A 23284-nucleotide genomic window follows, 5' to 3' on the forward strand; every position below is an offset into this window, starting at 1 on the left:
GTCTTGTAGGTCGGGGATGTCGGTTTGCTCATGGAGCCCGGCTACCACGCTGGATTCACAAGATGAATCCCTCACGCGATTTGTGCAACAGAGCCCTCTGAAGCTAGATTGCAAGCAGAACTTGCATAAATAGTTCTCTTTATGCAAAGAATGTTTGCTGATACTGATCCGGCAATCATCAGTGGCAACGGAGGTCCAAGCACCTTGTCGAATATATCTACGGTTCTTATCAAGTCCAAGGACAAGGCTTTGACCCTGTCCGCTTCCAGCGCTCTGAGCGAATTGGATGGGTATCGGCTGATCTTTTGCGAGGATGATAACTCCGCAAAGAGCCGCCTTGACGAAGTGAACGTGGACCTCATTCTCTATGACGTCGATGAGGATGATTTTGGACCGGACAACGCGTTGGCGCGGTCTCGCTTGTCTCATACCGCGTGTTGGCGCATTGTTATTTGCGAAAAAAATGAAATGAGCTGCGGCGCGCAACTCTGCGAAGATACGGCGTCCTATTTGTATCTTGCCAAACCGGTGCAAGAGCAGCAGATCCGCATCGTCGTCAAGCGCGCCCTGGAACACGCCGAGCTGTCGCGCCGGCACCGGATACTGAGCAGAGAGCTCAAGCTGTCGCTGGATGACGAGATTTTCAACGACGAGGAAGGCGGATCGGTTCAGGGTGGCGTTTCACGCTTTGAAAGACTGGTCTATGCAAGCCCCAAGATGGCCGAAGTTGTCGCCGAGGCGAAAGTCGCGGCCTCCACGGGCATGCCGGTCCTGATCCGAGGCGAGACGGGCACCGGCAAGGAGCTTTTGGCGCGCGCCATTCACTTTAACTCGGATCGCGTGAATTCACCCATGCACAGCCAGAATTGCGGCGGTGTGTCTGACGATGCCTTGTATTCCGAGCTGTTTGGCCACATGCGTGGCGCCTTTCCGGGGGCGATTGCGGATCGGCTGGGCCTTTTTCGGGCGGCTGATGGGGGCACGGTGTTTCTGGACGAGGTGTCAGAAGTATCACCGCATTTTCAGGTGGCCCTTTTACGCTTCCTGCAAGAGGGCGAAGTCAAACCACTTGGTTCAGACAAGACACTGTACAGCAACGTGCGGATCATCGCGGCATCCAACCGTTCAATTGAGGAGATGGTGGAAAAAGGCAGTTTCCGCCGCGATCTGTATTATCGTTTACGCGGGTTTCAACTGGAATTGCCACCGCTTCGCGACCGGACCGACGACATCCCGGTGCTGACACAGTTCTTTGTTGAGAAATATGCCGGTGTGGTTGGTCGCCGGGTATTGGGTGTCACATCTGACGTTCTGAAGCGGTTGGAGTATTACCCATTTCCGGGCAATGTCCGCGAGCTGGAAAGCGAAGTTCAGCGCATGGTCGCGGTTGCGGAACAAGGTGGATATGTTGCTCTACGACATTTATCGGAAAAGATCGCGCGCACGCCAATCGAAAACGGCGAGGACGCAGCTTTCGTGCCATCCGGTGTAACGCTTAAAGACAAGGTCGAACATTTGGAGCAGGTCGTTTTGACCAAGGCGCTGGAGGCGTTTCATTGGAATCAAAGTAAGGTCGCGGAAGAATTGGGCTTGTCACGAGTCGGGCTGGCAAACAAGATCAAGAGATACGGTCTGCGCAAAGGGTAAGACATGGACGATGACGCGCCTGCCACGAAAGTCATTGGTTTCCCCTATGCCCGATCCGGACTGGCCAAGACCCGGTCCAAGCCGCGCAATCTGGGCCTGACCGCCATGTCAAAGGCCGTTGCTCCTTCGGGCACGGGCGCCAGGGGCCATTGGTGCAAGAGCTGCAAGGGGATCTGGTACAGCTACTTCGGAGAGGCCGAATGCCCGGCTTGCGGGCGACGGGGCTAAGCCCTGTCAGCTGTCAGCCAAGTTTACATTCCCCCATGGCAACTTAGTTTTCAGTTTACACTTTGTTACCAGAAATCGCCGCGCTGACCGCTAGTGTTGATTTGCTCGACTGTGCGCAACGGTACACACTTCCACCATAAATGCCGCGACTTTCGCAGGGTCGACAAGCAACAAGCCTGGCTCTGAGGCGAGGATGTCGCGGCAGGAATGATAGTCTTTGGGAGGAAGAAAAATGGCAAACCTGTTGTGGCTTCAGGGGGGCGCGTGTTCCGGCAACACGATGTCTTTCCTGAATGCAGAGGAACCAAGCGCATGTGATCTGGTCACTGACTTTGGGATCAACGTCCTTTGGCAACCCTCCCTCGGGCTTGAACTGGGCGATCAGGTCAAAGCGATCGTCGAGAAGTGTATTTCTGGCGAGATCAAGCTGGACATCTTTGTCTTCGAAGGCACCGTCATCAATGCGCCGGACGGCACCGGCGAATGGAACCGGTTCTGCGGGCGCCCGATGAAGGAGTGGGTGAAAGAGCTGTCAGCGGTTGCTGATTTTGTCGTGGCGATCGGCGATTGCGCGACCTATGGCGGCATTCCGGCGACGGCGCCGAACCCGTCCGACAGCGTCGGCCTGCAGTTTCTCAAGCGCGACAAGGGCGGCGCACTGGGTGAAGGTTTTGCCGCTAAATCCGGATTGCCTGTCATCAATATTCCGGGTTGTCCGGCACACCCTGACTGGGTAACGCAGATTCTGGTGGCGGTTGCCACGGGTCGGGCCGGTGATCTGACGCTGGATGAATTCCATCGCCCCAAAACGTTCTTTTCCTCTTTCACGCAGACCGGGTGCACGCGCAACATGCATTTTGCCTACAAGGTGTCGACCACGGCGTTCGGCCAGCGCAAGGGGTGCCTGTTCTACGATCTGGGGTGTCGTGGTCCTATGACTCACAGCCCCTGCAATCGCATCCTGTGGAACCGCCATTCGTCAAAAACCCGTGCGGGTATGCCCTGCCTGGGCTGTACCGAACCGGAGTTCCCGTTCTTTGATCTGGCGCCGGGAACGGTCTTCAAGACACAAACCGTCATGGGTGTACCCAAGGACATGCCCGAGGGCGTGGACAAGAAGGGTTACATCAAGCTCACCTCCGCCGCCAAAGGCGCGGCACCTGCGTGGGCAGAGGAAGATATCTTCGTAGTCTAACTGCGAATTGGGAGAGAGAATTATGTCTGCAGCAGTAGAAACACTCGACATTTCGCCGGTTGGCCGCGTCGAAGGCGATCTGGATGTCCGGGTCGATATTGAAAACGGCGTTGTCACCAACGCCTGGACCCACGCGGAGATGTTTCGCGGGTTCGAAGTCATCCTGAAAGACAAGGACCCCCAAGCCGGTCTGGTCGTCACGCCGCGCGCCTGCGGGATCTGCGGTGCGTCACACCTGACCTGCGCAGCCTGGGCACTCGATACTGCCTGGGGCACCACCGTGCCGCGCAACGCCATTCTGGCGCGCAACCTCGGCCAGATCGTGGAATCTCTGCAGTCCCTGCCGCGCCACCATTATGGGTTGTGGATGATCGACTATACCAACGAAAACTACGCGATGAGCCCGTTTTACGAGGAAGCCGTCAAACGCTATTCCCCGTTTACCGGCACATCCTATGAAGCAGGCGTGACAATCTCCGGCCGTCCGGTCGAGATTTACGCGCTGTTGGGCGGTCAGTGGCCGCATTCGTCCTTCATGGTGCCTGGCGGCGTCATGTGTTCTCCGACACTTACGGATATCACCCGCGCCTGGTCTATTCTGGAGCATTTCCGTCAGAACTGGATCGAGCCACTGTGGCTCGGCTGCTCAATGGAGCGTTACGAAGAAATCCAGACCTTGGAGCAATTCGAGGCATGGCTGGACGAAAAGCCCGAGCACGCCAATTCTGATCTGGGCCTGTTCTGGCGCATGTCCAAGGACATTGGCCTTGACCAGTACGGTAAAGGCCACGGCCGGTTCACTACATGGGGGTATCTGCCCCACGAGGACAAGTATCAGAACCCCACGATTGATGGTCGCTCAGATGCGGTGATCATGAAATCGGGCATCTACGACGGTGCATCCGACACATTCAGCCCGATGGACCAGTCCTTTGTCCGCGAAGACACGCAGCACGCCTGGTACGACGAGGCGGCGGGTGCGGTCCACCCGTTCGACCGCACCACGAACCCAGTGAGCAAGAACCCCATCGACCCGGAGGGCAAGTATTCCTGGTCGACGGCCGTGTCGCATGCCGAAAGCGGTCGCCTCGAGGCCGGCCCGCTGGCGCGGCGTCTGGTGGCGGGCAATGACACGGGCCATGACTTCCAGCACAGCGACGGGTTGGTGCTGGATATGTACCGCAAGATGGGCGGTGCTTCGACGATGCTGCGCCACTTTGCGCGGATGCACGAGCTTTGCATTCTCTATCGCGAAGCCGAACGCAATTTGCGCGAGTTCCAGTTGAACGACGAATGGTATATAAAGCCAACTGAAAAAGACGGACAGGGCTGGGGTGCGACCGAGGCGATTCGCGGTGCGCTGTGCCATTGGATCGATGTACGCGACGGCAAGATCGCCAATTACCAGATCATCGCGCCGACGACATGGAATGTTGGGCCGCGTACATCTGACGGCGCCCGGGGGCCAATCGAAGAAGCGTTGATCGGCACGCCGATCAAGAACAGCGCGGATCCGGTCGAGGTCGGTCACGTTTGTCGATCCTATGACAGTTGCCTTGTGTGTACTGTTCATGCGCATGATGCCAAATCCGGTGATGAACTGGCACGCTTCCGAACAGCCTGATGTTTATGTTTGGCCGGCGGATCAAATCTGCCGGCCAAACGACATCCGGCAATTAGGGAGGAAGCTGAATGTCAGAAAATCCGGAAGCATCAATAACCCAAGCGCAGCGCCAGGCCTACTTGGACAGATATGGCCTGACACCCGCCGAAGCGGGGCATGAAATGCTCCTCCAGATGATAGAGGACCATTTCGCGGAAGGACTGGAAACCAAGGTCGAGCCTTTTCCGGAAACGGATCGTGAATTCGGTGCGCTGCTTGACGAATTGCGGCCTCTGAGCGCGGATCAGCTGCGCGAAAAACTGGTGATCTCAGGCTGGCTTTTGCAGCCCTACGGCGAAGACGAGATGCGGTGCCAGGAATGTATGTACTACCTGGTGCACAAGCGCTGGTGCGACCTGCCAGAACTTGATCTCCCGGCAAAGCCGGAATGGTGGTGCCGTCTGTGGCGGATCTGAAAGGAGCGCTGACATGGATGATGACGAGACTCGCGCAACAATCGCCGAGATGCTGGCTTCGGGTCTGGAAACCGAGGTCTGGCCACGGGCCGGAACCAGCGAAGAGGTCAATGAAATCGTGGCGCGCCTGCAGGTCGAGGCAGGTCAGGATCTGGAAAAGAAACTCGTCATCGCCGGTTTCACCGATCACACGATCGAGGCTGACGAGATTGAGCAACCCTGCGAGACCTGCATGTACTACAAGGTCCATGCGAAATTCTGCGAATTGCCGGAACTGATGGTGCCGGTCGAACCGGAATGGTCCTGCCGCCTGTGGCGGATCTGATGCCGCTTGATGTTGTCGTCATCGGATGCGGCAACCCAAACCGAAGCGACGACGGCGTCGGTCCGCATCTCATCGCTCAAATGCGCGAAAACGGCGTGCCGGAGCACACTCGCATATTCGACGGCGGAACCGACGGGATGTCGGTCATGTACAGCGCACGCGGCGCCACGCATCTGATCATTGTCGATGCCCGGGTCCCCGAAGGGTCGCCGGGCACCATTTATGAGGTTCCTGGAGAGGTTCTGGAAGCACCGCCCAACAACAGCCTGAACCTGCATGATTTCAGGTGGGATCATGCGCTTTACGCAGGACGCCGTATCTATGGTGATGCGTTTCCCAAGACGACATCGGTGCTGTTGATCGAGGCCGCGACGCTGGAGCTTGGGTTAGGCCTGAGCGACGAGGTTTCTCGCGCGGCGCGGACGGTTGAGTGCCGCATTCGGGACCTGATCGATACGTGGTCGGAGGCATGAGCACGATCGCGATCAGGGATGGTGCGATCTATCTGCCTTGCGCCGTGGTGGACACCTATTTCCGCGGCATTGATGCGGTCATCGTACTGATCCAACAGGATGAATTATTGGTGATGCCCGTGCATCAGGCAACCGCCGGAGGGTGCCTTTTGAAGGTCCGGAATGCTGCAGGTGATCGGGTGGTTCAGGCCCGTGATGTTTTCCAGGATCAAGACCTTCTGGACTTTGCAACCGACAGCCTGACCGTCGCGTGGCAGGCCAGCAAAGGGGCGCTTTGTGCAGAATTGAAGCCGGATCAGCGCGGCGAGGATGTGTAAACTAAGTTTTCTATAAACCAAGTAAGTTGACAGCGCCCGCTTTGAGTGCTTTTCTCGGTCGAACACAGAAATCGAACCAGATTCGATTCGAGGGAGAAACCGGTTTGACGAATATCAGTCGTGCTCAGCAGCAGGTGCAGGCGGCCATGACCGCGGTCGAAACGGCTGCGGCGACGCAGGCCGAAAAGGCCGAGATGCTGATGGAAATCGCGATGGGGCTTCAGCAGAAACCCGAACGTGCCGAAGACATCTTTGCTGCCGTGGATCTCTACAAACTTGCCATGGATCTTGCGCCGGAAGGCGAAGTTCTGGGGGTCGCCCGCATTCGTGCGCGTATGGCCACAGCGCTGATGGCCGTGCCCGCCGAAGATGCGACGCAGCTAAAGGAAGCGAAATCCGAAATAGAGATCGCGCTTGCAACCCTGACTGCGGAAGGGTCGGACGCCGAAGTGGCCGAAGCCGAAATGAACCTTGGTCTGATCTGCCAGACACTTGCGGGCATGCATCTCTTGCCGATCCAACCTGCCATCAGCGCCTATCAGCGGTCGCTCAGGACCTTCGACAAGACCAACTACCCCAAGGAATTCGCGGTCCTGCAAAGCAACCTGGCCACGGCGTTCCTGTCCATGCCGTTCACCGACCAGTCCGGGAAGATGCGCGAGGCGCTGGCAGTGCAGGCCTTTGAAGAGGCGTTGACGGTCGTCAACCTGATAGACCATCCCAACGAATACGCGATGCTGCAAAACAACCTTGGCAACGCGCTGCAGTACGTGTCCTCGTCTCACCGGGTGGAAAACGGATATCGCGCTCTAGAGGCTTATGATGAGGCGCTCAAGGTGCGCACCATCCGCGACATGCCCGAAGAATATGCCAACACCATCGCGAACAAAGCCAATTGCCTGTCGAACCTGCCGGACGATCCGCAAAATCCCGACGGCGGCAACTTTGGCAACCTGACCGAAGCGGTGCGTCTGCTGGAAGAAGCGCGCGGCGTATTCGCCAAGCGCGGGGCCGGCGAAAAGGCACAAGCAGTAAGCGAAGCCATTGCCGAACTGAACGCGGCCCTTGGCCCATCAACAATTCTGGAACGGAGCGGATTACAATGATGAATGGAGAATACAGTTGAGCGCTATAGTCGTAATTTTGGCCCTGGTCGCCGGCCTGGCCGCCGCCTTGGGTGCAGGGGCCTTGTCGGGTCTGCGCATCGGTAAAGATGCACTGGGCGCAGAGCTGGCCGCCTATATGGGCGCGCTTTACGGCGGGCTTGCAGGTGGCGGCGCAGTTGTCGTGACCACGCTTGTTCTTTTGCTGATCTAGGAGGTCGCCATGCTGGGAATGGCCATGAATTCTGCAAAACTGTTTTTTGCAGGCAAGCTTTTCAAAGACAACAAAACCGTGGTCCGACAGTTGATGATGGGGGCTGGCGCCGGCGTGATCGCCGGTATCGTCATCGGGTTGTTTGCACCGATCTGGGTGGCAGCCATCGCCGCAGGCGCTGTAAGCGGCGCTGTGCAGCCTGTGTTGTTCAACGATCTGAAATACGCATAAGCAATGCCGGATGCCGCATCTCTTGAAGGCGAAGAGCCGACTCTGGATCGCCTGATCGGCGATCTGAAGGCGCTTGAAATGCTGGCAGACGGCTGGGATGAGGCGGCCCGCAACGGAGCCCATGCAAGGGCTGAAGCCGTAGATGCATTGAACAAGGAGGCGTTCCGACGGTTGATCGGAGCGCTTAAGGACAACCCAGAGTTTGGCAACGCCCTGAAAGAGGCGGCCCGGGATGAAGTGGTCTACGCCGTGTTGCGCCGCCACGGGATATTGCGGCCATCGCTCTACGAACGGGTCGAGGCGGCGCTGGAAACGGTGCGCCCGAGCCTGGTCAGCCATGGCGGCGATGCCGAGGTCGCTGCGGTCGAAGGCAAGCGCGCAGAAATTCGGTTTCTGGGTGCCTGTGATGGGTGCCCGGCGTCACAACTGACGTTCTATGCGGGTGTCAAAAAGGCCATTCAGGATCAGGTTCCCGAGATCACCGAAGTGAAACAGGCCAAGGGTCTGGGCGGTGGCGGGTCGGACGGCGTTCAGTTCACGTCGCCCTTTGCAAATTACGGCGACAACGAGTGGACAACGGCGCTGCCGCTGGATGATCTGGCCGATGGCGAAACGCGCTTTATCGACATCGACACTCATTCAGTGATCATCACCCGCTTTGCCGACAAGGTAAGCTGCTTCAAGAATGCATGCGCCCATATGGGCCTTGAGATGACCCAAGGCGATATCATCGAGACGATCCTGTCCTGCCCGCATCACGGGTTTCGATATGCGCTTGAGAGTGGCGAGTGTTTGACTGCTCCCGAGGTGCAATTGCAGCCGCACGCGGTGCGGGTCAAAGGCCCCAATATCGAAGTGAGGATTATCGCGTGAAAGTCTCGCTGTCCCGCTCGTTCAGCCCGCAAAAGGCGCCCGGCACCATAACCCCCGGTGCGCCGTTGTTGGGTGGGCAGGGCGCCCGCGTCATTTTGGGCAGCGACGGCGGTTCACTTGTACAGGCGATCACGCCCGCGCCGCACCTGATGTTCGGGCCGCGCGGCGTGTGCCTGCATCCGGACGGCTCGCTTTGGGTGTCAGACACGGGGCATCACCGGGTGCTGGGATGGAAAACCGTCCCGACAAATGACGACACACCTGCCGATATTCTTTTGGGTCAGCCCGACTTTGGCCGCGAGGGCCGAAACGCCAAGGGCCCGGTGGCTGCGAACACCGTGAATGTGCCGACCGGGATCGTTGCATTTCGGGGTGGGCTGGCCGTGGCCGACCCGTGGAACCACCGCGTGCTGATCTGGCGCGAAACGCCCACCGGTCCCGACCACGAGGCTGATATCATTCTTGGTCAGCCTGACGCCCACAGCGCACTGGCAAATTTGGGTCTGTCGCATGCGCGCGCTGATACGATGCACTGGCCTTACGGGGTCTCGGCGGATGGCAATCGGTTGATCGTATGCGACACCGGAAACCGCCGTGTGCTGATCTGGGACGATCCGCAAACCACGGGTCAACCGGCGGATCTGGTTCTGGGACAGCACGATTTCACCTGCCGGGATGAAAATGCGGGCGGGGCGGTTTCGGACGTATCGATGCGCTGGCCGCACATGGCCATCGTCTGGCAAGGCGGTCTGGCGGTGGCAGATGCCGGCAACAACCGGGTGATGATATGGGATGCGTTTCCCGGCCAGAACGGCACCCAATGCGACACGGTGCTGGGACAGGCGGATATGACCGCCTGCGACCACAATATGGCGTCGTATTATCCCACGTCACAAGCGATGAATATGCCCTATGCGCTGGCAACACTTGGGTCGACGCTGGTGGTGGCTGACACGGCCAATTCACGACTTCTGGGATTTGAGGATACCGGTATGGCGGCCCACGCCGACCGGCTGACGGCGCAGCCGGATTTTGCGGCCAAAGGCGACAACCGCTGGGGCATTGCCGAGCGCGATACGGTGTGCTGGCCCTATGGGCTGTCTGCTCTGGGCTCGACGGTGGCGGTGGCCGACAGCGGCAACAACCGCATTCTGATCTGGGACGCGGCGACATGACCGGTGCCCGCTTCACCGTTTCTGGTCAGGTTCAGGGCGTAGGCTTTCGCCCGACGGTCTGGCGGCTGGCGCATGAAATGGGCCTGACGGGCGATGTGAAAAACACCGGCGAAGGCGTAGTGATCCAGCTTTGGGGGGACCATGTCGCAACCTTTCCAGACAGGCTGCACAGCGCACTGCCGCCGCTGGCGCGCATCGAACGGCTCGATGTCACACCCCTGACCGACCCAGCCCCTTGCGGATTTGAAATCACCGCATCGCAAGAGGGCGAGATGCGAGGCAATGTGACGCCAGATGCCGCAACCTGCGCCGATTGCCTGGAGGAAATCCGCAATCCGTTTGAGCGGCGCTATCGCTATCCGTTTGCCAATTGCACCAATTGCGGGCCGCGCTTTTCGATTGTGCAGGCCGCTCCCTATGACCGCGCTAAAACAACCATGGCGCCGTTTGATTTCTGTCCACCTTGCGAGGCGGAATATTCCAACCCGGTCGACCGCCGCTTTCACGCGCAGCCGGTGGCCTGTGGCCGGTGCGGACCGAACATCTGGATCGAGAAACTTGGCAAGGGCGCGGTGAATCTCGAAGCGTTTTCAATGCTGGATGACGTGGATGCCACCGGCGGGATGATCATGAATGGTCACATCGTCGCAATCCGGGGTCTGGGCGGTGTGCATCTAGCTTGTGACGCCACCAACGCCGCGGCCGTGGCCGAATTGCGCAGGCGCAAATCGCGCACGGGCAAGGCCTTTGCCCTGATGGCCCGCGATCTGGATGTGGTGCGCGCGTATTGCGAGGTGTCGAAGATCGAGGCCGATCTTCTGTCGAGCCCGCAAGCACCTATCGTTCTGCTGAAGGCCAAGCCCAACGGTCTGCCAAGCGAGATCGCGCCGGGTCTGGATCGTCTTGGCGTAATGCTGCCCTATACGCCGTTCTATCACATGATCCTGCGGCGCATCGGGCGCCCGGTGATCATGACCAGCGGCAATCCTTCGGGTCAGCCGCAATGCATCGACAATCAGGAAACCCGCGACCGTCTTGCCGATATCGCAGATTTCGCCTGTCTTCATAACCGCGACATCGCCAACCGGATCGATGACAGTGTTGTGCGCGTCGATCTGGGCCGTCCGCGCGTGCTGCGCCGGGCGCGTGGATATGCGCCGCAGGGGCTTGAACTGCCAGCCGGGTTTTCCGACGCGCTTGAGGTTCTGGCGCTCGGTGCGGAACAGAAGAACACATTCTGCCTCGTCAAGGACGCCCGCGCCATCATGTCCCAGCACATGGGCGATCTGGAGGATGTGGCCACAAACGCGGATGTGACGCGCAATCTGGGTCTATACGAAAACCTCTTTGATCATGCTCCAGATATAATCGCTGTCGATCAGCATCCGCAATACCTGTCCACGCAGCGCGGGTTCCAGATGGCAGGCGACCGGCCTGTGATCCAGGTACAGCATCACCACGCGCATATCGCCGCGTGCCTGGTCGAGAACAACCGGCCCCTGAGCGCAGAACACGTGCTAGGCATCGCGCTGGACGGCACAGGCCTGGGGGATGACGGCACGATCTGGGGCGGTGAATTCCTGATCTGCGACTACCACGGGTATCGCCGGGTCGGCTGTCTGAAACCAGTTGCACTGCCCGGCGGTGTGGCCGCCGTGCGTGAGCCATGGCGCAATGCCTATGCGCATCTGATGGCCGAGATGGGCTGGGGCGAGTTTGCAATCAACTTTCCCGATCTGGAGGTCTTCAGCCGTATGCGGGACCTGCCTCGCGACACTTTGGATGCGATGATCAAGTCTGGAACGAATTCGCCCTTGGCGTCGTCCTGTGGCCGGCTGTTCGATGCCGCTGCCGCGATTGCAGGCATCGCTTGGGACCGGCAGAATTACGAGGGCGAAGCCGCGATCCTGTTCGAGGCCGCCCTTGATCCTGACGCGCTGAACGAGCCAGATGATCTGGCCTATCCGTTTTCAATACCGCTGATGGGCGGCAAGGGCATGCCCTATATCGAGCCGCTGGCCGTCTGGCGCGCCATGCTGGGCGATCTGGTTCTGCAGACACCCATTGGCACGATTTCGGCAAGGTTTCACCGGGGATTGGCCCGCGCCATTGTCGAAATGGCGGTGCGGCTGACCAAAGACACGGCCATCGACACCGTCGCCCTGTCGGGTGGCTGTTTTCAAAACGCGACGCTGTTCGCGCTGGTTCATCAAGGCTTGGAAGGAGCAGAGCTGACGGTTCTGAGCCATTCCGACTATCCGGCGAATGACGGCGGTATTTCACTGGGGCAAGCCGTGATTGCCCTGGCAAACACACAAGGGGAGGACGCAAAATGTGCCTAGGAATTCCAGGACAAATTACCGAGATCTCGGATGCGACCCGCAAGCTCGCCATGGTCGACATCTCGGGCGTGAAACGTGAGGTCAACGTGGCCTGCATCGCGGGTGATGACCCGTTGGAGGACTTGATTGGCACGTGGACCTTGATCCATGTCGGTTTTGCCATGAGCAAGATCAACGAAAAGGAAGCGGCCCTGACACTGGAGGTCCTGCGCGAACTTGGCGAAGCGCAGGAAGAGATAGAGGCGATGCGGGCCAGTGCGGCCATGCTGTCGGAAGCGTCATGAAATACGCTGATGAATTCCGCGATCCGGTGGCCGCCAAAGGCGTGCTGGCTGCCATCGAACGCGTGACCAACGAGATCGGAGCGACCAAGGAAAAGCCGGTTCATATCATGGAGATTTGCGGCGGGCATACGCACGCGATCTTTCGCTATGGTCTGGACAAGCTGACCCCGCCGGGGCTGGAGTTCATTCACGGCCCCGGCTGCCCGGTTTGCGTCCTTCCGATGAGCCGCGTGGATGAATGCGTACAGATCGCCGAAGATCCGAATGTGATCTTTACAACCTTTGGCGATGCGATGCGCGTGCCGGGCACCAAGAAATCCCTCATGCAGGCCAAAGCCGACGGCGCCGATATCCGCATGGTCTATTCGCCGCTGGACGCGTTGGAACTGGCGCGCCGCAACCCCGACCGCGAGGTGGTGTTCTTTGGCCTTGGGTTCGAGACGACCACGCCTTCGACGGCCCTGTCGATCCTTCAGGCCGATACCGATGGGCTGACGAATTTCACTATCTTCTGCAACCACATCACCGTGCCGCCGCCGATCAAGGCGTTGCTGGATGACCCTTATATGGTCTTGGATGGTTTCGTGGGCCCGGGCCATGTGTCGATGGTGATCGGCACCGAACCTTACCAGTTCATCGCGCGCGACTATGGCAAACCCATCGTGGTGGCGGGGTTTGAACCGCTTGATCTGTTGCAATCGGTGCTGATGGTGCTGGAACAAATCCGCGATGGCCGTGCCGAGGTGGAAAACCAATATGCGCGGATCGTGCCCAACGAGGGCAACCCGGTATCCATCGCCGCCTGCGAGCAGGTCTATGAGCCGCGCCCAACCTTTGAATGGCGCGGTCTGGGTGAGATTGATGAAAGCGGATTGCGCATTCGCGACCGGTACAAGGCATACGATGCCGAGGTGAAATTCAACATCGGCTACGGCCGCAACACATCGTTCACAGAAGAACAGGAAGGTTGCGCCTGCGGCGACGTCATGACCGGGCGGATCAAGCCCCACGCGTGTCCGCAATTCGGCAAGGGCTGCACGCCCGAGATGCCGCTGGGGGCCCTGATGGTCAGCTCGGAAGGGGCCTGCGCGGCCTATTACCAATATGGCGGCCTTGATCTGGAGCCGGTAGAATGAACGCGATGGACCGCCAGCCCAGACGCGTCGTTGCCGACAAGGTGACGATGGCCCATGGCGGGGGCGGCAAGGCGATGCGCGACCTGATCGAGGATGTGTTCACATCGGTCTTCTGTCCGCCCGGCATGGAAGATCAAGCGCGGCTGATGGATGATGCGCTCACCGTACCCGGAGCGCGGCTGGCCTTTACGACGGACGGGTTCGTGGTGTCCCCGATGGAATTTCCCGGTGGCGATATCGGTAAGATCGCTGTCTGCGGCACTGTGAACGATCTGGCTGTTGGCGGGGCGAAACCGCTGTGGCTGTCAGCGGCCTTTGTCATCGAAGAAGGTGTCGAGATTTCGACGCTGCGCCGGATCGCGGCGTCGATGCAAAATGCCGCCGATGATGCGGGCGTTGCCATTGTGACGGGTGACACAAAGGTCGTCGGCAAAGGATCAGGCGATGGAGTTTTTATCACCACATCCGGCATCGGCGTGATCGCGCCGGGCCGCGACCTGTTGGCCGAAACCGTGCAGCCCGGTGATGTTGCCATCGTCAACGGCGTGCTTGGTGATCACGGTGCGGCCATCCTTGCCGCGCGCGGCGATATGGCGCTGAGCACCGAAATCCCGTCGGACTGCCAACCGCTCAATCATCTGATGGAGGCAATATTGTCTGCTGCCCCCGGCACGCGGGTTGCAAGAGATGCGACACGCGGCGGGCTGGCCTCGGCCCTGAATGAAATCGCCGATGCTGCCGGTGTCGGCGTTGAAATCGGCGAAGACGTTCTGCCTTTGCGCACCGAAGTCAAAGGCGTTTGCGAGATTTTGGGGCTGGATCCACTCTATCTGGCCAATGAAGGTACATTGGTGATCTTCGTTCCCGAGGATCAGGCCGACGCGGCGTTGTCCGCGATGCACGCCACCGATGCGGGCCGCGAGGCCGTGATCATCGGCAAGGCCACCACCCAGCATCCCCGAACGGTGGTGATGAAAACTGTCTTTGGCGGTCTGCGCATTGTCGACATGCTGGTCGGTGAACAACTTCCGAGGATTTGCTAATGGCCTTACTGGAAAATCTTACATTTCTTGATGCGTCGTCATCGTCTGGGTTCCTGGTTTTGGGTCTTCTGTTTGGCATGGTTCACGCCCTCGAAGCAGATCATTTGGCTGCGATCATTACGCTTAGCAGGGGCGGAAAAAACAAGCTCCTGCTGCGAGGCGCCGTCTGGGGCCTGGGTCACACGGCGACGTTGCTGATCATGTCCATTGGCGTGATTGTGTTCAGCCTCGTTCTCAATGAGCAGCGCGCGGCAACGTTCGAATTTGCTGTTGGCGTCATGCTGGTTTTTCTCGGAGCACAGGTCGTGCACAGGTTTCGCAAGGACAGGCTGCACTATCACGTCCATCAACATGAGGGACAGGGGTATCACATGCACGTGCACAGTCACGCGTCCGATGTGGCCGACCATTCCAAAAGCTCGCATGCCCACGTACACGCCGAGCGATTTCCCCTGAAAGCCTTTTTCATTGGTCTGCTGCACGGCGCGGCCGGATCGTCCGGGCTCATCGTGCTGGCGGTCTCCAAAACTGGCGACCCCTGGCTGGCTGTCGGATATGTCGGTCTGGTCGGCCTTGGGTCCGTTCTTGGCATGGCGGCCATGTCCGTTGTTGTCGGTTGGCCGGTGCTCCAGGCGCCGAAAATCGCAAAAGGCCTTCATACCGCCGTGCAGATGTCCATTGCTGCGGTCGTTGTCGCCATCGGCCTGTCAATCATGTGGGAAACCGGACCAGTGGCCTGGGGGACTGGTTGATGCACGAGCTTGGACTGGCCCGCAGCATTGCGGGTATCGCAGAAGAAAACGCCAAAGGGCGAAGGCTCAAGGAAGTCCGCGTGGCGATCGGCCCACAGGCCTGTGTGGAACGCGGCGCACTGACCTTTTGCTGGGATCTGGTGACCGAAAGTACCGCTATTTCCGGGGTGTCCTTGGGATTTATCGATGCGGACAACGACACATTCGTCGTACGCGAAATAGAATTTATGGAGGAAGCATAATGTGTGGAGTATGCGGCTGCGCCGACCCTGCAAACGAGGTTTCGATGACCGATTCTCAAACCGGCGTCAAAGTCCTGTTGCGGGACGATCATGCGCATGACCACGGACATGATCATGATCACGCGCATTCTCATGACGACCATCACCACGGTCATGATGAGCCGCATGTCCATGGCCCGGGCGGCGAGATCATTTCCCTGGAAACTGCAATTCTCGGCAAAAACAACGAAATCGCGACCCGCAACCGCGGCTGGTTCGAAGGGCGCGGCGTCATCGCCCTGAATATCGTCTCCTCGCCCGGATCCGGTAAGACTACGCTGCTTGAAGAGACGATCAAGCGCATGAAGGACAAAGCCGATATCGCGGTCATCGAAGGTGATCAGATGACGTCGAATGACGCCGATCGTATCCGCGATGCAGGCGCCCGTGCCGTCCAGATCAACACCGGTGCCGGGTGCCATCTCGAAGCGGATATGATTGCCTTCGCCGTACAATCTTTGGATCCCCAAACCGGGTCAATCCTGATGATCGAGAATGTGGGAAATCTGGTGTGTCCGGCCATGTTCGATCTGGGCGAAAAGATGAAAATCGCTGTGATTTCAACGACGGAAGGCGAAGACAAGCCGACCAAATACCCACATATGTTCCGCGCCGTGGAATGGGTCGTCATCAACAAAATGGATCTGGCTCCGCATGTGGATTTCGATGAAGAAGCCTGTCGGCAAAACATATTGGAGGTCAATCCGGGAGTGAAAATCTTCTGCCTGTCGGCCCGAACGGGGGATGGCATGGATGCATGGTGTTCGAGCCTGGCCGAATTGAAAGCCTGAAATTGAACGGATTGGTGAGTTACCTCTCCTGTCAAGTCACTGCTGTGAGACCCTCATCCATATCGTGAGTGCAGCGCACCAATCCGTGTAAAAAAAAGATCACCACCCAGCCGCAGATGGACTATCGAATTGCGACCCCTCCACCTGCCGGATTATTTGCGTGCCTAGAGCGCCAATTTAGGGTGTGTACCTGCGCGCTGTTGAAAGCATTTAGCTGCTCCAATTTTGCAGCGGTCTGAACGGTCTTTGGTACGGCGAGCCATGAATTCGCCCCCGGCTTCTTGCAGCGACCAGAATGAGTGACCGGTTCTCCCGCTGCACTGCGGCACAAGCATTTTTGCTCGTGCAACATTTTTCACGCTGCGAGCGCGCGCAGCGAAAACTAAAGACTTCTGCAATGGGCTCGTTTGAGACCTTCGCGGCATCCCGCCTTAACGTCGGCAATGGCGTGAAAGGGCGTCTGTGCGCAGATGTTTTGGTCATCCCCATAATGTAGAGATCTCAAGAGTCTTATCGTCCGGGAAGTTTTGCTGTAACGTTCGATCGTCGCGTGAACGGGGACTCTGAGTTGAAACAACCTTCAGATCGTAAACAGGCCTGCGACAAAGTCGATCTGTCCAAGGTCCATTCCTCCGACAGCCGATCTCGGGTCGCTCTGAGTGTTGCCGATATGCCTAGAGACCTAGGCGAGCTGCTGGATAGGGGCCTTGAGGACCATTTCCGTGACCGCTGACATGAAATCTCATTATGCCTGGTTTCGGTCCAAGGTGGAGGAGGCGCTGAATGACCAGCAGGCCGCGACACCTCATTCCAACGTAATGAATCTTGTGCAGGCGGTGATTGATGAGAAGCGCCGCCAACAGTCTTGAACAGTGCGTTCTGGTCTTACCTGGTACCTTCGTGCGTTTCGGGGTGTTTTGGTGGGTTGCCGCCGCTTCTTCTGTCAAAAAAAGTGTTTGCCGATCGGCTGCGTGACTTAGCCTTTGATTCGGACAAGGGCGGGTCGCGCTCGTAATCTGAAATTCTGCACTCACTCTCGTTGCCCAACCTCCGTCATAGCTTTCGGCGGAAACCCCAAAAAGTGTAGAGCGGGCTTTTTGTCCTTTGGAACTCAGACCCTGATCCAAAGGAAAATCCCCATGTCCAAACCCAGAACGGCCAACCCGGCTCTCGCAATCTCCGAAGCCGATCTCGCCTCTGCGCTAGCGCTTATCGGCACAGAGATCCACCACCAACCCCTGCGCAGCTCAGCGCTCGCGCGCGTCATGCGCGAGACGTTTCATGGCAGCGATGCCGGCGGTGCCTGGGACTGGCGTATGGCATATGACCTGATGCAGGCCGCGGCTGTCCAGGTGCTGCTGCGTGGGGACGGCGTGGCAGGTGATGTCGCCGCTGCAAAGCTGCTTGCCTCGCGGCTGCTGACGGAAACCCGCCGCTCCGAGCAGCAGATCCGGCTACAGCAGTTTTCCACGCCGCTGCCAATTGCGGCGCTGGTCTTGCGGGCCACGGCGATCCGCAAGGGCGAGACCGTTCTGGAGCCCTCGGCTGGCACCGGTGCCCTGGCCGCTTTCGCCGCCCGGGCCGGTGCCACGCTTTTGCTCAATGACATCGACCCCTTTCGCCAGCGTCTCCTGCGCGCGGTTTTCGGCGGCGAGGTCACAGGCCATGACGGCGAGCATATCGATGATCTGCTGCAGACCCCGGTTCTACCCGACGTCGTGGTGATGAACCCGCCCTTCGCTTCCTCGGTCGACCGCTCCCGGGACAGGCACATCGCTGCCAAACATCTTATCGCGGCTGCAAAGCGCCTGGCACCAGGTGGGCGGCTGGTGGCGATCATGCCGCCGGGATTCACACCCGAACGCGATGCCGCGCATTGGTCACGCGCCTGCGGTCTCCTGACGCCGCGCTTGGCGTTGACGATGCCGGGGCAGGTCTACCGCAAGCTCGGCACATCTGTCGAAACCCAGCTGATGGTCTTCGACAAGGTGCAGGAGGACGGCGAAATGATCCGCGTCCCTGTGCGGGATCTGGATGAAGCCTTGGCATATGTCGATGCCGTGGCCGCAACACGGACCGAGATGCGCCCGGCCCAACGGGTTGAAGCGATCCCTCACGGGCGGCCGGTTCGTCCAGTAGCTGCCCCACGCAAGACCGCCGGTGCGCCTTTCGCCGCCTCCAAACCCCGCGCCAATGCTGCCATCCCGCTCAGCTTCACAAGCTTCGATGTCCCGCGCGACAACACGCCTGTCTCGGACATCTATGCGCGCTACCGTCCGCAGCGGATCGAGATCGCGGGTGCGCAGGAACATCCCACGCCGCTGGTCGAGAGCATCGCCATGGCCTCTGTCGCGCCGCCGGTGCCCTCAGGCGCGGCCAGTGCGGAATTGCGCCTGCCCGCACGGTTGATCGAGGAGGGACATCTCTCCGAGGCGCAGCTGGAAACCATCATCATGGCGCATGACGCCCATCGGCGCGACCTGCCCGGTCGGTTCGCGATCGATGACGACCAGACCAAGCTGACGCGCGCCGATGATGACCCGGATGCACGAGCCTATCGCCTTGGCTATTTCCTCGGCGACGGCACCGGTTGCGGCAAGGGGCGCGAATGCGCGGGCCTCATCCTTGTCAACTGGCTGGCCGGACGCAGAAAGGCGATCTGGGTCTCCAAATCCGCCACGCTCATCGAGGACGCGATCCGCGACTGGACTGATCTCGGCGGCTCGCCAGCCGACATTCAGCCGCTCTCAAAATGGAAACCCGACCAGCCCATCCCGATGGGCAACGGGATCCTCTTCGTGACCTACGCCACGCTGCGGTCCGCGGGCAAATGCGGCACCACACGGCTGAGCCAGATCCTCGACTGGATGGGCGAAGACTTCGACGGCGTGCTGGCTTTTGATGAGGCCCATGCCATGCAGAATGCGGCGGGGTCTGAGCAGGGCAGGGGGGTCAAACCCTCCCAGCAGGGCCTTGCTGGCCTCCGGCTGCAACTGGCAGCACCCCGCGCTCGCGTCTTCTACATCTCGGCCACGGGTGCGACGAGCGTCCACAACCTCGCCTATGCCGCGCGGCTGGGGCTCTGGGGGCAGGGCCCCGAATACCCCTTCCCGAGCCGCGAGAGTTTCGTCTCGGCGATGGAAGCCGGCGGCGTGGCTGCCATGGAGGTGGTCGCGCGTGATCTCAAGACGCTTGGCCTCTACACGGCCCGTGCCCTCAGCTTTGATGGCGTGGAATATGACGTACTCGAACACGCGCTCACCCCGGCCCAGATCGAGATCTACGACGCATACGCGGGTGCGTTTCGGACGATCCACCACAATCTCGAAGCCGCGTTGACTGCGACCGGCGTCAACGATGCCTCGGACGAGACCAATGCCTCGGCCGCACGCGCTTCGGCCAAGTCTCGCTTCGAGAGCACGAAACAGCGCTTCTTCAACCATCTCCTGATGGGCATGAAGGCTCCAAGCATCATCCGCGCCATCAAGGAGGATCTGGCGGAGGGCAAGGCTTGCGTCATCCAAGTGGTCTCGACAGGTGAGAGCCTGTTGAAACGCCGACTTGAGACAATGGACCCGGAGGATGAACTCGTTGAGGGGGCCTTGACACCGCGTGACTATGTCCTGGGCTACCTCGAACAGGCCTTCCCGATTCATGCGCAAAAGCTGGTCGAGATCGACGGCAATATGGTGGCCGAGCCGCTCCGCGATGAAACTGGCGCGCTGGTCGTCTCGCGCGAGGCGCTCGCTCTGCGTGACGCGGCCATGATGGAGTTGATGACGCTGGCTCCGATCCCCTCGGCGCTCGATCAGATCCTCTGGGCTTTTGGCGACGAGGCCGTGGCAGAAGTCACGGGGCGGTCCATCCGGCCCCTCAAGGCCGAGGACGGCCATCTTTTCATCGAAAAGCGCGCCGCCAGCAGTAATTCGTCCGAGACCCAAGCCTTTATGGATGGTGAGAAGGATATCCTGATCTTCTCCGATGCGGGCGGGACGGGCCGGTCCTATCACGCGGCGCAAACGGCGAAGAACCAGAAACGGCGGCGGCACTACCTGCTGGAGCCAGGCTGGCGCGCCGATGCGGCCATCCAGGGGCTCGGCCGCACGCATCGCTCGGCTCAGGTCAGCGCGCCCTTCTTCCGGGTCTGCACCTCCGATGTGCATGGCGAGAAACGCTTCACGTCAACGATCAGCAAACGCCTCGACCAGCTCGGGGCCTTGACCAAGGGCCAGCGCGAGACCGGCTCGCAGGGCATGTTCCGCGAGGAGGACAATCTCGAAAGCCCGATCGCACGGGCGGCGCTGCGTGGGTATTTCGCCGATCTTGCCGCCGGACGCGCTGAGGCGATGAGCTACGAGAGCTTCACCGACTGGACAGCCCTGCGGCTGATCGACAAGGACGGTGTGCTTCTCGAGGAACTTCCCCCGATCCAGCGGTTTCTGAATCGGGTGCTTGCCCTTCCCATCCACATGCAGAACGCGCTCTTTGGCGAGTTCATGCGCCGGATCGCTGATCAGACCGAACGCGCGCGCGCGGCGGGCACGCTCGATCTCGGCGTCGAAACCCTGCGCGGCGAAAAGATCGAGCAGGTCTCCACAGAGGATCTCTGGACCTGCCCGAAATCCGGCGCCGTGACGCGGATCATCGGGCTGGAGGTCACCGACCCGGTCCACGTGCTGTCGGCGGATGACGCCCTGTCGCGCAACCCCGACAAGCTGCCGATGGTCAATCGCGCCTCCGGTCGCGCGGCGCTCATCTCGGCGCGGCCCATGCAGATGTATGACGAGGACATCGTCACGCTGATGCGCAAGGCGGTGCGGCCAAACGGGTCGAGCTATCTCGAAGAGGTACGGTTTGAGTCCTCGGCTTGGGAAGAGATCGACAGGCCCGAGTTTGCGCGGATTTGGGATGCCGAGGCTGCGTCCCTGCCAAAAACCACCACGACCAAGCTCTACCTGCTGACCGGGCTGCTGCTGCCGATCTGGAAGGACATTCCGACCACCAATGAGCGGATCTACCGTGTCACGCCAGACGGGGCGACAGCCATGATCGGGCGGACGCTGAGTGAGGAAGGGGCGGCCTCGCTGCGCGCCCGCTTCCTCGTCTCCAATCCGCAAACGCCGCAAGAGATGTTGACCGCCGCCCTCGGCACCACCGCGCCTGTCGATCTGGGCCGGGGTCTGACCCTGACCCGTCGCCGGGTCGCAGGCGAGATGCGCCTTGAGCTGGGCGGTGCGGACAAGGGCATGATCGAAGGCCTCAAGGCCATGGGGTGTTTCACCGAGATCATTGCCTTCCAGCTGCGGGTGTTCCTGCCGCATGGGGACGGGATCGACACGGGAACCATTCTGGCCCGGATCGTGGGCCAGCGAGCCGCTAGAGCGGCAGAACAAGCCGCCTGAAAAGTCAAAGCGGGCTTCCGGTCGGGCGTCGCGGATCTGGGTTTCACCGGTCTGCGCTTTCCGGCCGCGCGCTGACCAATGCCACGCCCGGCCCCCCAATTACTGACAAGAGGACAGACCCATGACCAATCCCCAGATCGATTATGCCGCAATGGCGGCTCAGTGGCGCGCGGAGCGCGAAACCACCTTGAAGGCATCCCGAACGGAGCTGCTCGCGCAACTACGTGCGCTTGGCATCAGCGGGGTCACTGCCGAATACGAAGGCTATGGCGACTCCGGCAATGTCGAGGATGTGACGGTGCAGCCTGCAGAGGTCCAGCTGCCGGAGGCGCTTGCCGCAGAGGTTGGCGACTTCGCCTGGTCGCTGGCCTATCACCATCACCCGGGGTTCGAAAACAACGAGGGTGGCTACGGCACGCTGACCTGGGGCATAGCACTAGACAGCATCACGCTCGACCATGCGGACCGCTACGTTGAATGCTCGCACAGCTATGACGAGGGGCTGTGAGATGGCCCATCCGCTTCATCATGCCGAAAGCTCTGCCCGGAAATTCGGCGGGGTGCCGTCTGACTATCAGGCTGTGCACGATTGGTTTGACGCCTCAAAAGAGCACCTCGCGCTCTTCACGCACCGAGCCATGCGCCATCATGCCCAAGGCCTGTTTGAAGCCGAACGTGTCTTCGGCCTGACCCTGACCAATAGCGCTGGTCGAGAAATCCCCGTGCGCTGGATCGGCGAGCAGCATATCCGTGAAGACTGCCAGGGCCGCATCCCGAGCATGGCGGACTGGCTGCGACGGATCCAGCCCGAGCCATGGATGGCCAATGGCCATATCGACCGGCATGTCGGCTCCGAGCCCTACGGCGATCCAAGGGTTGCCTGGGCCTCCGAGGTTGCCGCCGGTAGAACGGTTCTTGGCCTGAAGGATTGGATGGCGGCGCGCGCGACGCAAGCCACGCAAAGCGCCTGACAGCTCTCAGCCGTTTGCCAAACGAATGCTGCATGGAAGCCCGGTTGGAAGATCGGGCTTCTTGCGTCGTTTCCCCACCATTCTTCGTAAGGAGGTTCGCATGACACTCGATGAAGTCAAAGCCGCGGTCGATGCCGGGCAGACCGTGCATTGGGCCAATACCGGCTACGTTGTACACAAGGACCGGCTCGGTCAGTACCTCATCACCTATGTGCCGAATGGTAGCTGCATCGGTCTGACCGACCGGGGCAGGCACCGGTTGAACGGAAAAGAGGCGGAGTTCTTCATCGCGCGATCCGAGGACGGCGCGGAAAATCCGGGCAGCCAATCAAGACCAGACGGGCAGGGGAGGGGCGTAGCACCCGGAGGCGTGGGGGCATTCCCACTCGGACGGCAGATCTGACCCGTGGGCGGGGCTGAAA

General features: G+C 60.0%; 25 protein-coding genes. All 25 read left to right on the forward strand.

The window, feature by feature from the left end; translation table 11 throughout:
- The first annotated feature begins 150 nt into the window (after positions 1-150).
- The 25 genes from CLV77_RS15980 (at position 151) to CLV77_RS16095 (ending at position 23265) form a co-directional block, all read left to right on the forward strand.
- Positions 151-1647, forward strand: coding sequence for a sigma-54 dependent transcriptional regulator (locus CLV77_RS15980; RefSeq protein WP_081896188.1), 1497 nt, complete (start codon positions 151-153; stop codon positions 1645-1647).
- A 3-nt stretch (positions 1648-1650) separates the two neighbouring features.
- A complete protein-coding gene (locus CLV77_RS16465; protein WP_037240002.1) occupies positions 1651-1875 on the forward strand; it encodes a hypothetical protein in 225 nt (74 codons plus the stop codon).
- A 232-nt stretch (positions 1876-2107) separates the two neighbouring features.
- A complete protein-coding gene (locus CLV77_RS15985; RefSeq protein ID WP_037240005.1) occupies positions 2108-3070 on the forward strand; it encodes an NADH-quinone oxidoreductase subunit B family protein in 963 nt (320 codons plus the stop codon).
- Between the two features lie 22 nt (positions 3071-3092).
- Positions 3093-4694: a nickel-dependent hydrogenase large subunit gene (locus CLV77_RS15990; protein ID WP_037240008.1), complete on the forward strand. Its 1602-nt coding sequence runs from the start codon at positions 3093-3095 to the stop codon at positions 4692-4694.
- A gap of 68 nt (positions 4695-4762) precedes the next feature.
- The gene (locus CLV77_RS15995; protein ID WP_197060312.1) at positions 4763-5149 is read left to right on the forward strand and encodes a hypothetical protein; all 387 of its coding nucleotides are present in this window, start codon (positions 4763-4765) and stop codon (positions 5147-5149) included.
- A 13-nt stretch (positions 5150-5162) separates the two neighbouring features.
- A complete protein-coding gene (locus CLV77_RS16000) occupies positions 5163-5474 on the forward strand; it encodes a hypothetical protein (RefSeq protein ID WP_037240012.1) in 312 nt (103 codons plus the stop codon).
- Complete coding sequence (locus CLV77_RS16005) at positions 5447-5947, forward strand: hydrogenase maturation protease (RefSeq protein ID WP_199559127.1); 501 nt, start codon at positions 5447-5449, stop codon at positions 5945-5947. The genes CLV77_RS16000 and CLV77_RS16005 overlap by 28 nt, the downstream gene beginning before the upstream one ends.
- On the forward strand, positions 5944-6264 hold the full coding sequence (locus CLV77_RS16010) for a hypothetical protein (RefSeq protein WP_037240014.1): 321 nt from the start codon (positions 5944-5946) through the stop codon (positions 6262-6264). Before CLV77_RS16005 ends, CLV77_RS16010 begins: the two co-directional genes overlap by 4 nt.
- Positions 6265-6368: 104 nt before the next feature.
- On the forward strand, positions 6369-7370 hold the full coding sequence (locus CLV77_RS16015; RefSeq protein ID WP_100053154.1) for a hypothetical protein: 1002 nt from the start codon (positions 6369-6371) through the stop codon (positions 7368-7370).
- Between the two features lie 16 nt (positions 7371-7386).
- Positions 7387-7581, forward strand: a complete 195-nt coding sequence (locus CLV77_RS16020) for a hypothetical protein (protein ID WP_211285984.1) — start codon at positions 7387-7389, stop codon at positions 7579-7581.
- 9 nt (positions 7582-7590) lie between these two features.
- Positions 7591-7812: a hypothetical protein gene (locus CLV77_RS16025; RefSeq protein WP_071675840.1), complete on the forward strand. Its 222-nt coding sequence runs from the start codon at positions 7591-7593 to the stop codon at positions 7810-7812.
- 3 nt (positions 7813-7815) lie between these two features.
- Positions 7816-8685, forward strand: a complete 870-nt coding sequence (locus tag CLV77_RS16030; protein ID WP_037240018.1) for a NifU family protein — start codon at positions 7816-7818, stop codon at positions 8683-8685.
- Entirely contained in the window at positions 8682-9860 is a 1179-nt protein-coding gene (locus CLV77_RS16035; protein WP_037240019.1) for an NHL repeat-containing protein, read from the forward strand. Before CLV77_RS16030 ends, CLV77_RS16035 begins: the two co-directional genes overlap by 4 nt.
- Positions 9857-12202, forward strand: a complete 2346-nt coding sequence (hypF, locus tag CLV77_RS16040; protein WP_037240020.1) for a carbamoyltransferase HypF — start codon at positions 9857-9859, stop codon at positions 12200-12202. Before CLV77_RS16035 ends, hypF begins: the two co-directional genes overlap by 4 nt.
- Positions 12193-12486: a HypC/HybG/HupF family hydrogenase formation chaperone gene (locus CLV77_RS16045; RefSeq protein WP_037240021.1), complete on the forward strand. Its 294-nt coding sequence runs from the start codon at positions 12193-12195 to the stop codon at positions 12484-12486. The genes hypF and CLV77_RS16045 overlap by 10 nt, the downstream gene beginning before the upstream one ends.
- On the forward strand, positions 12483-13622 hold the full coding sequence (gene hypD / locus CLV77_RS16050; RefSeq protein WP_037240023.1) for a hydrogenase formation protein HypD: 1140 nt from the start codon (positions 12483-12485) through the stop codon (positions 13620-13622). Before CLV77_RS16045 ends, hypD begins: the two co-directional genes overlap by 4 nt.
- Before the next feature lie 5 nt (positions 13623-13627).
- Positions 13628-14665 (forward strand): hydrogenase expression/formation protein HypE, encoded by a 1038-nt coding sequence (gene hypE / locus CLV77_RS16055; protein WP_407668425.1) that lies wholly within the window; start codon positions 13628-13630, stop codon positions 14663-14665.
- On the forward strand, positions 14665-15417 hold the full coding sequence (locus CLV77_RS16060; protein WP_051922140.1) for a sulfite exporter TauE/SafE family protein: 753 nt from the start codon (positions 14665-14667) through the stop codon (positions 15415-15417). The genes hypE and CLV77_RS16060 overlap by 1 nt, the downstream gene beginning before the upstream one ends.
- Positions 15417-15659, forward strand: a complete 243-nt coding sequence (locus tag CLV77_RS16065; RefSeq protein ID WP_037240029.1) for a hydrogenase maturation nickel metallochaperone HypA — start codon at positions 15417-15419, stop codon at positions 15657-15659. Before CLV77_RS16060 ends, CLV77_RS16065 begins: the two co-directional genes overlap by 1 nt.
- A gap of 44 nt (positions 15660-15703) precedes the next feature.
- Positions 15704-16489, forward strand: a complete 786-nt coding sequence (gene hypB / locus CLV77_RS16070; protein WP_211285985.1) for a hydrogenase nickel incorporation protein HypB — start codon at positions 15704-15706, stop codon at positions 16487-16489.
- 722 nt (positions 16490-17211) lie between these two features.
- Positions 17212-17358, forward strand: a complete 147-nt coding sequence (locus tag CLV77_RS16470) for a hypothetical protein (RefSeq protein WP_156108153.1) — start codon at positions 17212-17214, stop codon at positions 17356-17358.
- Between the two features lie 270 nt (positions 17359-17628).
- Positions 17629-21891, forward strand: coding sequence for a strawberry notch family protein (locus tag CLV77_RS16080; protein ID WP_076981296.1), 4263 nt, complete (start codon positions 17629-17631; stop codon positions 21889-21891).
- Positions 21892-22012: 121 nt separating this feature from the next.
- Entirely contained in the window at positions 22013-22399 is a 387-nt protein-coding gene (locus CLV77_RS16085) for a DUF6878 family protein (protein WP_076981295.1), read from the forward strand.
- Between the two features lies 1 nt (position 22400).
- Positions 22401-22862, forward strand: a complete 462-nt coding sequence (locus CLV77_RS16090; protein WP_076981294.1) for a DUF6915 family protein — start codon at positions 22401-22403, stop codon at positions 22860-22862.
- Between the two features lie 100 nt (positions 22863-22962).
- Positions 22963-23265: a hypothetical protein gene (locus CLV77_RS16095; RefSeq protein WP_067625396.1), complete on the forward strand. Its 303-nt coding sequence runs from the start codon at positions 22963-22965 to the stop codon at positions 23263-23265.
- Positions 23266-23284: the final 19 nt, after the last annotated feature.

The organism is Brevirhabdus pacifica, assembly GCF_002797755.1.
In the GTDB taxonomy this organism is placed as follows: Bacteria; Pseudomonadota; Alphaproteobacteria; order Rhodobacterales; family Rhodobacteraceae; genus Brevirhabdus; species Brevirhabdus pacifica.

Excerpts from the sequence above, each read along its gene's own strand:
- CLV77_RS15980 (WP_081896188.1), top strand. The coding sequence starts at position 151 with ATGTTTGCTGATACTGATCCGGCAATCATCAGTGGCAACGGAGGTCCA.
- CLV77_RS16465 (WP_037240002.1), top strand. The coding sequence starts at position 1,651 with ATGGACGATGACGCGCCTGCCACGAAAGTCATTGGTTTCCCCTATGCC.
- CLV77_RS15985 (WP_037240005.1), top strand. The coding sequence starts at position 2,108 with ATGGCAAACCTGTTGTGGCTTCAGGGGGGCGCGTGTTCCGGCAACACG.
- CLV77_RS15990 (WP_037240008.1), top strand. The coding sequence starts at position 3,093 with ATGTCTGCAGCAGTAGAAACACTCGACATTTCGCCGGTTGGCCGCGTC.
- CLV77_RS15995 (WP_197060312.1), top strand. The coding sequence starts at position 4,763 with ATGTCAGAAAATCCGGAAGCATCAATAACCCAAGCGCAGCGCCAGGCC.
- CLV77_RS16000 (WP_037240012.1), top strand. The coding sequence starts at position 5,163 with ATGGATGATGACGAGACTCGCGCAACAATCGCCGAGATGCTGGCTTCG.
- CLV77_RS16005 (WP_199559127.1), top strand. The coding sequence starts at position 5,447 with ATGGTCCTGCCGCCTGTGGCGGATCTGATGCCGCTTGATGTTGTCGTC.
- CLV77_RS16010 (WP_037240014.1), top strand. The coding sequence starts at position 5,944 with ATGAGCACGATCGCGATCAGGGATGGTGCGATCTATCTGCCTTGCGCC.
- CLV77_RS16025 (WP_071675840.1), top strand. The coding sequence starts at position 7,591 with ATGCTGGGAATGGCCATGAATTCTGCAAAACTGTTTTTTGCAGGCAAG.
- CLV77_RS16030 (WP_037240018.1), top strand. The coding sequence starts at position 7,816 with ATGCCGGATGCCGCATCTCTTGAAGGCGAAGAGCCGACTCTGGATCGC.
- hypF (WP_037240020.1), top strand. The coding sequence starts at position 9,857 with ATGACCGGTGCCCGCTTCACCGTTTCTGGTCAGGTTCAGGGCGTAGGC.
- CLV77_RS16045 (WP_037240021.1), top strand. The coding sequence starts at position 12,193 with ATGTGCCTAGGAATTCCAGGACAAATTACCGAGATCTCGGATGCGACC.
- hypD (WP_037240023.1), top strand. The coding sequence starts at position 12,483 with ATGAAATACGCTGATGAATTCCGCGATCCGGTGGCCGCCAAAGGCGTG.
- hypE (WP_407668425.1), top strand. The coding sequence starts at position 13,628 with ATGGACCGCCAGCCCAGACGCGTCGTTGCCGACAAGGTGACGATGGCC.
- CLV77_RS16060 (WP_051922140.1), top strand. The coding sequence starts at position 14,665 with ATGGCCTTACTGGAAAATCTTACATTTCTTGATGCGTCGTCATCGTCT.
- CLV77_RS16065 (WP_037240029.1), top strand. The coding sequence starts at position 15,417 with ATGCACGAGCTTGGACTGGCCCGCAGCATTGCGGGTATCGCAGAAGAA.
- hypB (WP_211285985.1), top strand. The coding sequence starts at position 15,704 with ATGACCGATTCTCAAACCGGCGTCAAAGTCCTGTTGCGGGACGATCAT.
- CLV77_RS16080 (WP_076981296.1), top strand. The coding sequence starts at position 17,629 with ATGTCCAAACCCAGAACGGCCAACCCGGCTCTCGCAATCTCCGAAGCC.
- CLV77_RS16085 (WP_076981295.1), top strand. The coding sequence starts at position 22,013 with ATGACCAATCCCCAGATCGATTATGCCGCAATGGCGGCTCAGTGGCGC.
- CLV77_RS16090 (WP_076981294.1), top strand. The coding sequence starts at position 22,401 with ATGGCCCATCCGCTTCATCATGCCGAAAGCTCTGCCCGGAAATTCGGC.
- CLV77_RS16095 (WP_067625396.1), top strand. The coding sequence starts at position 22,963 with ATGACACTCGATGAAGTCAAAGCCGCGGTCGATGCCGGGCAGACCGTG.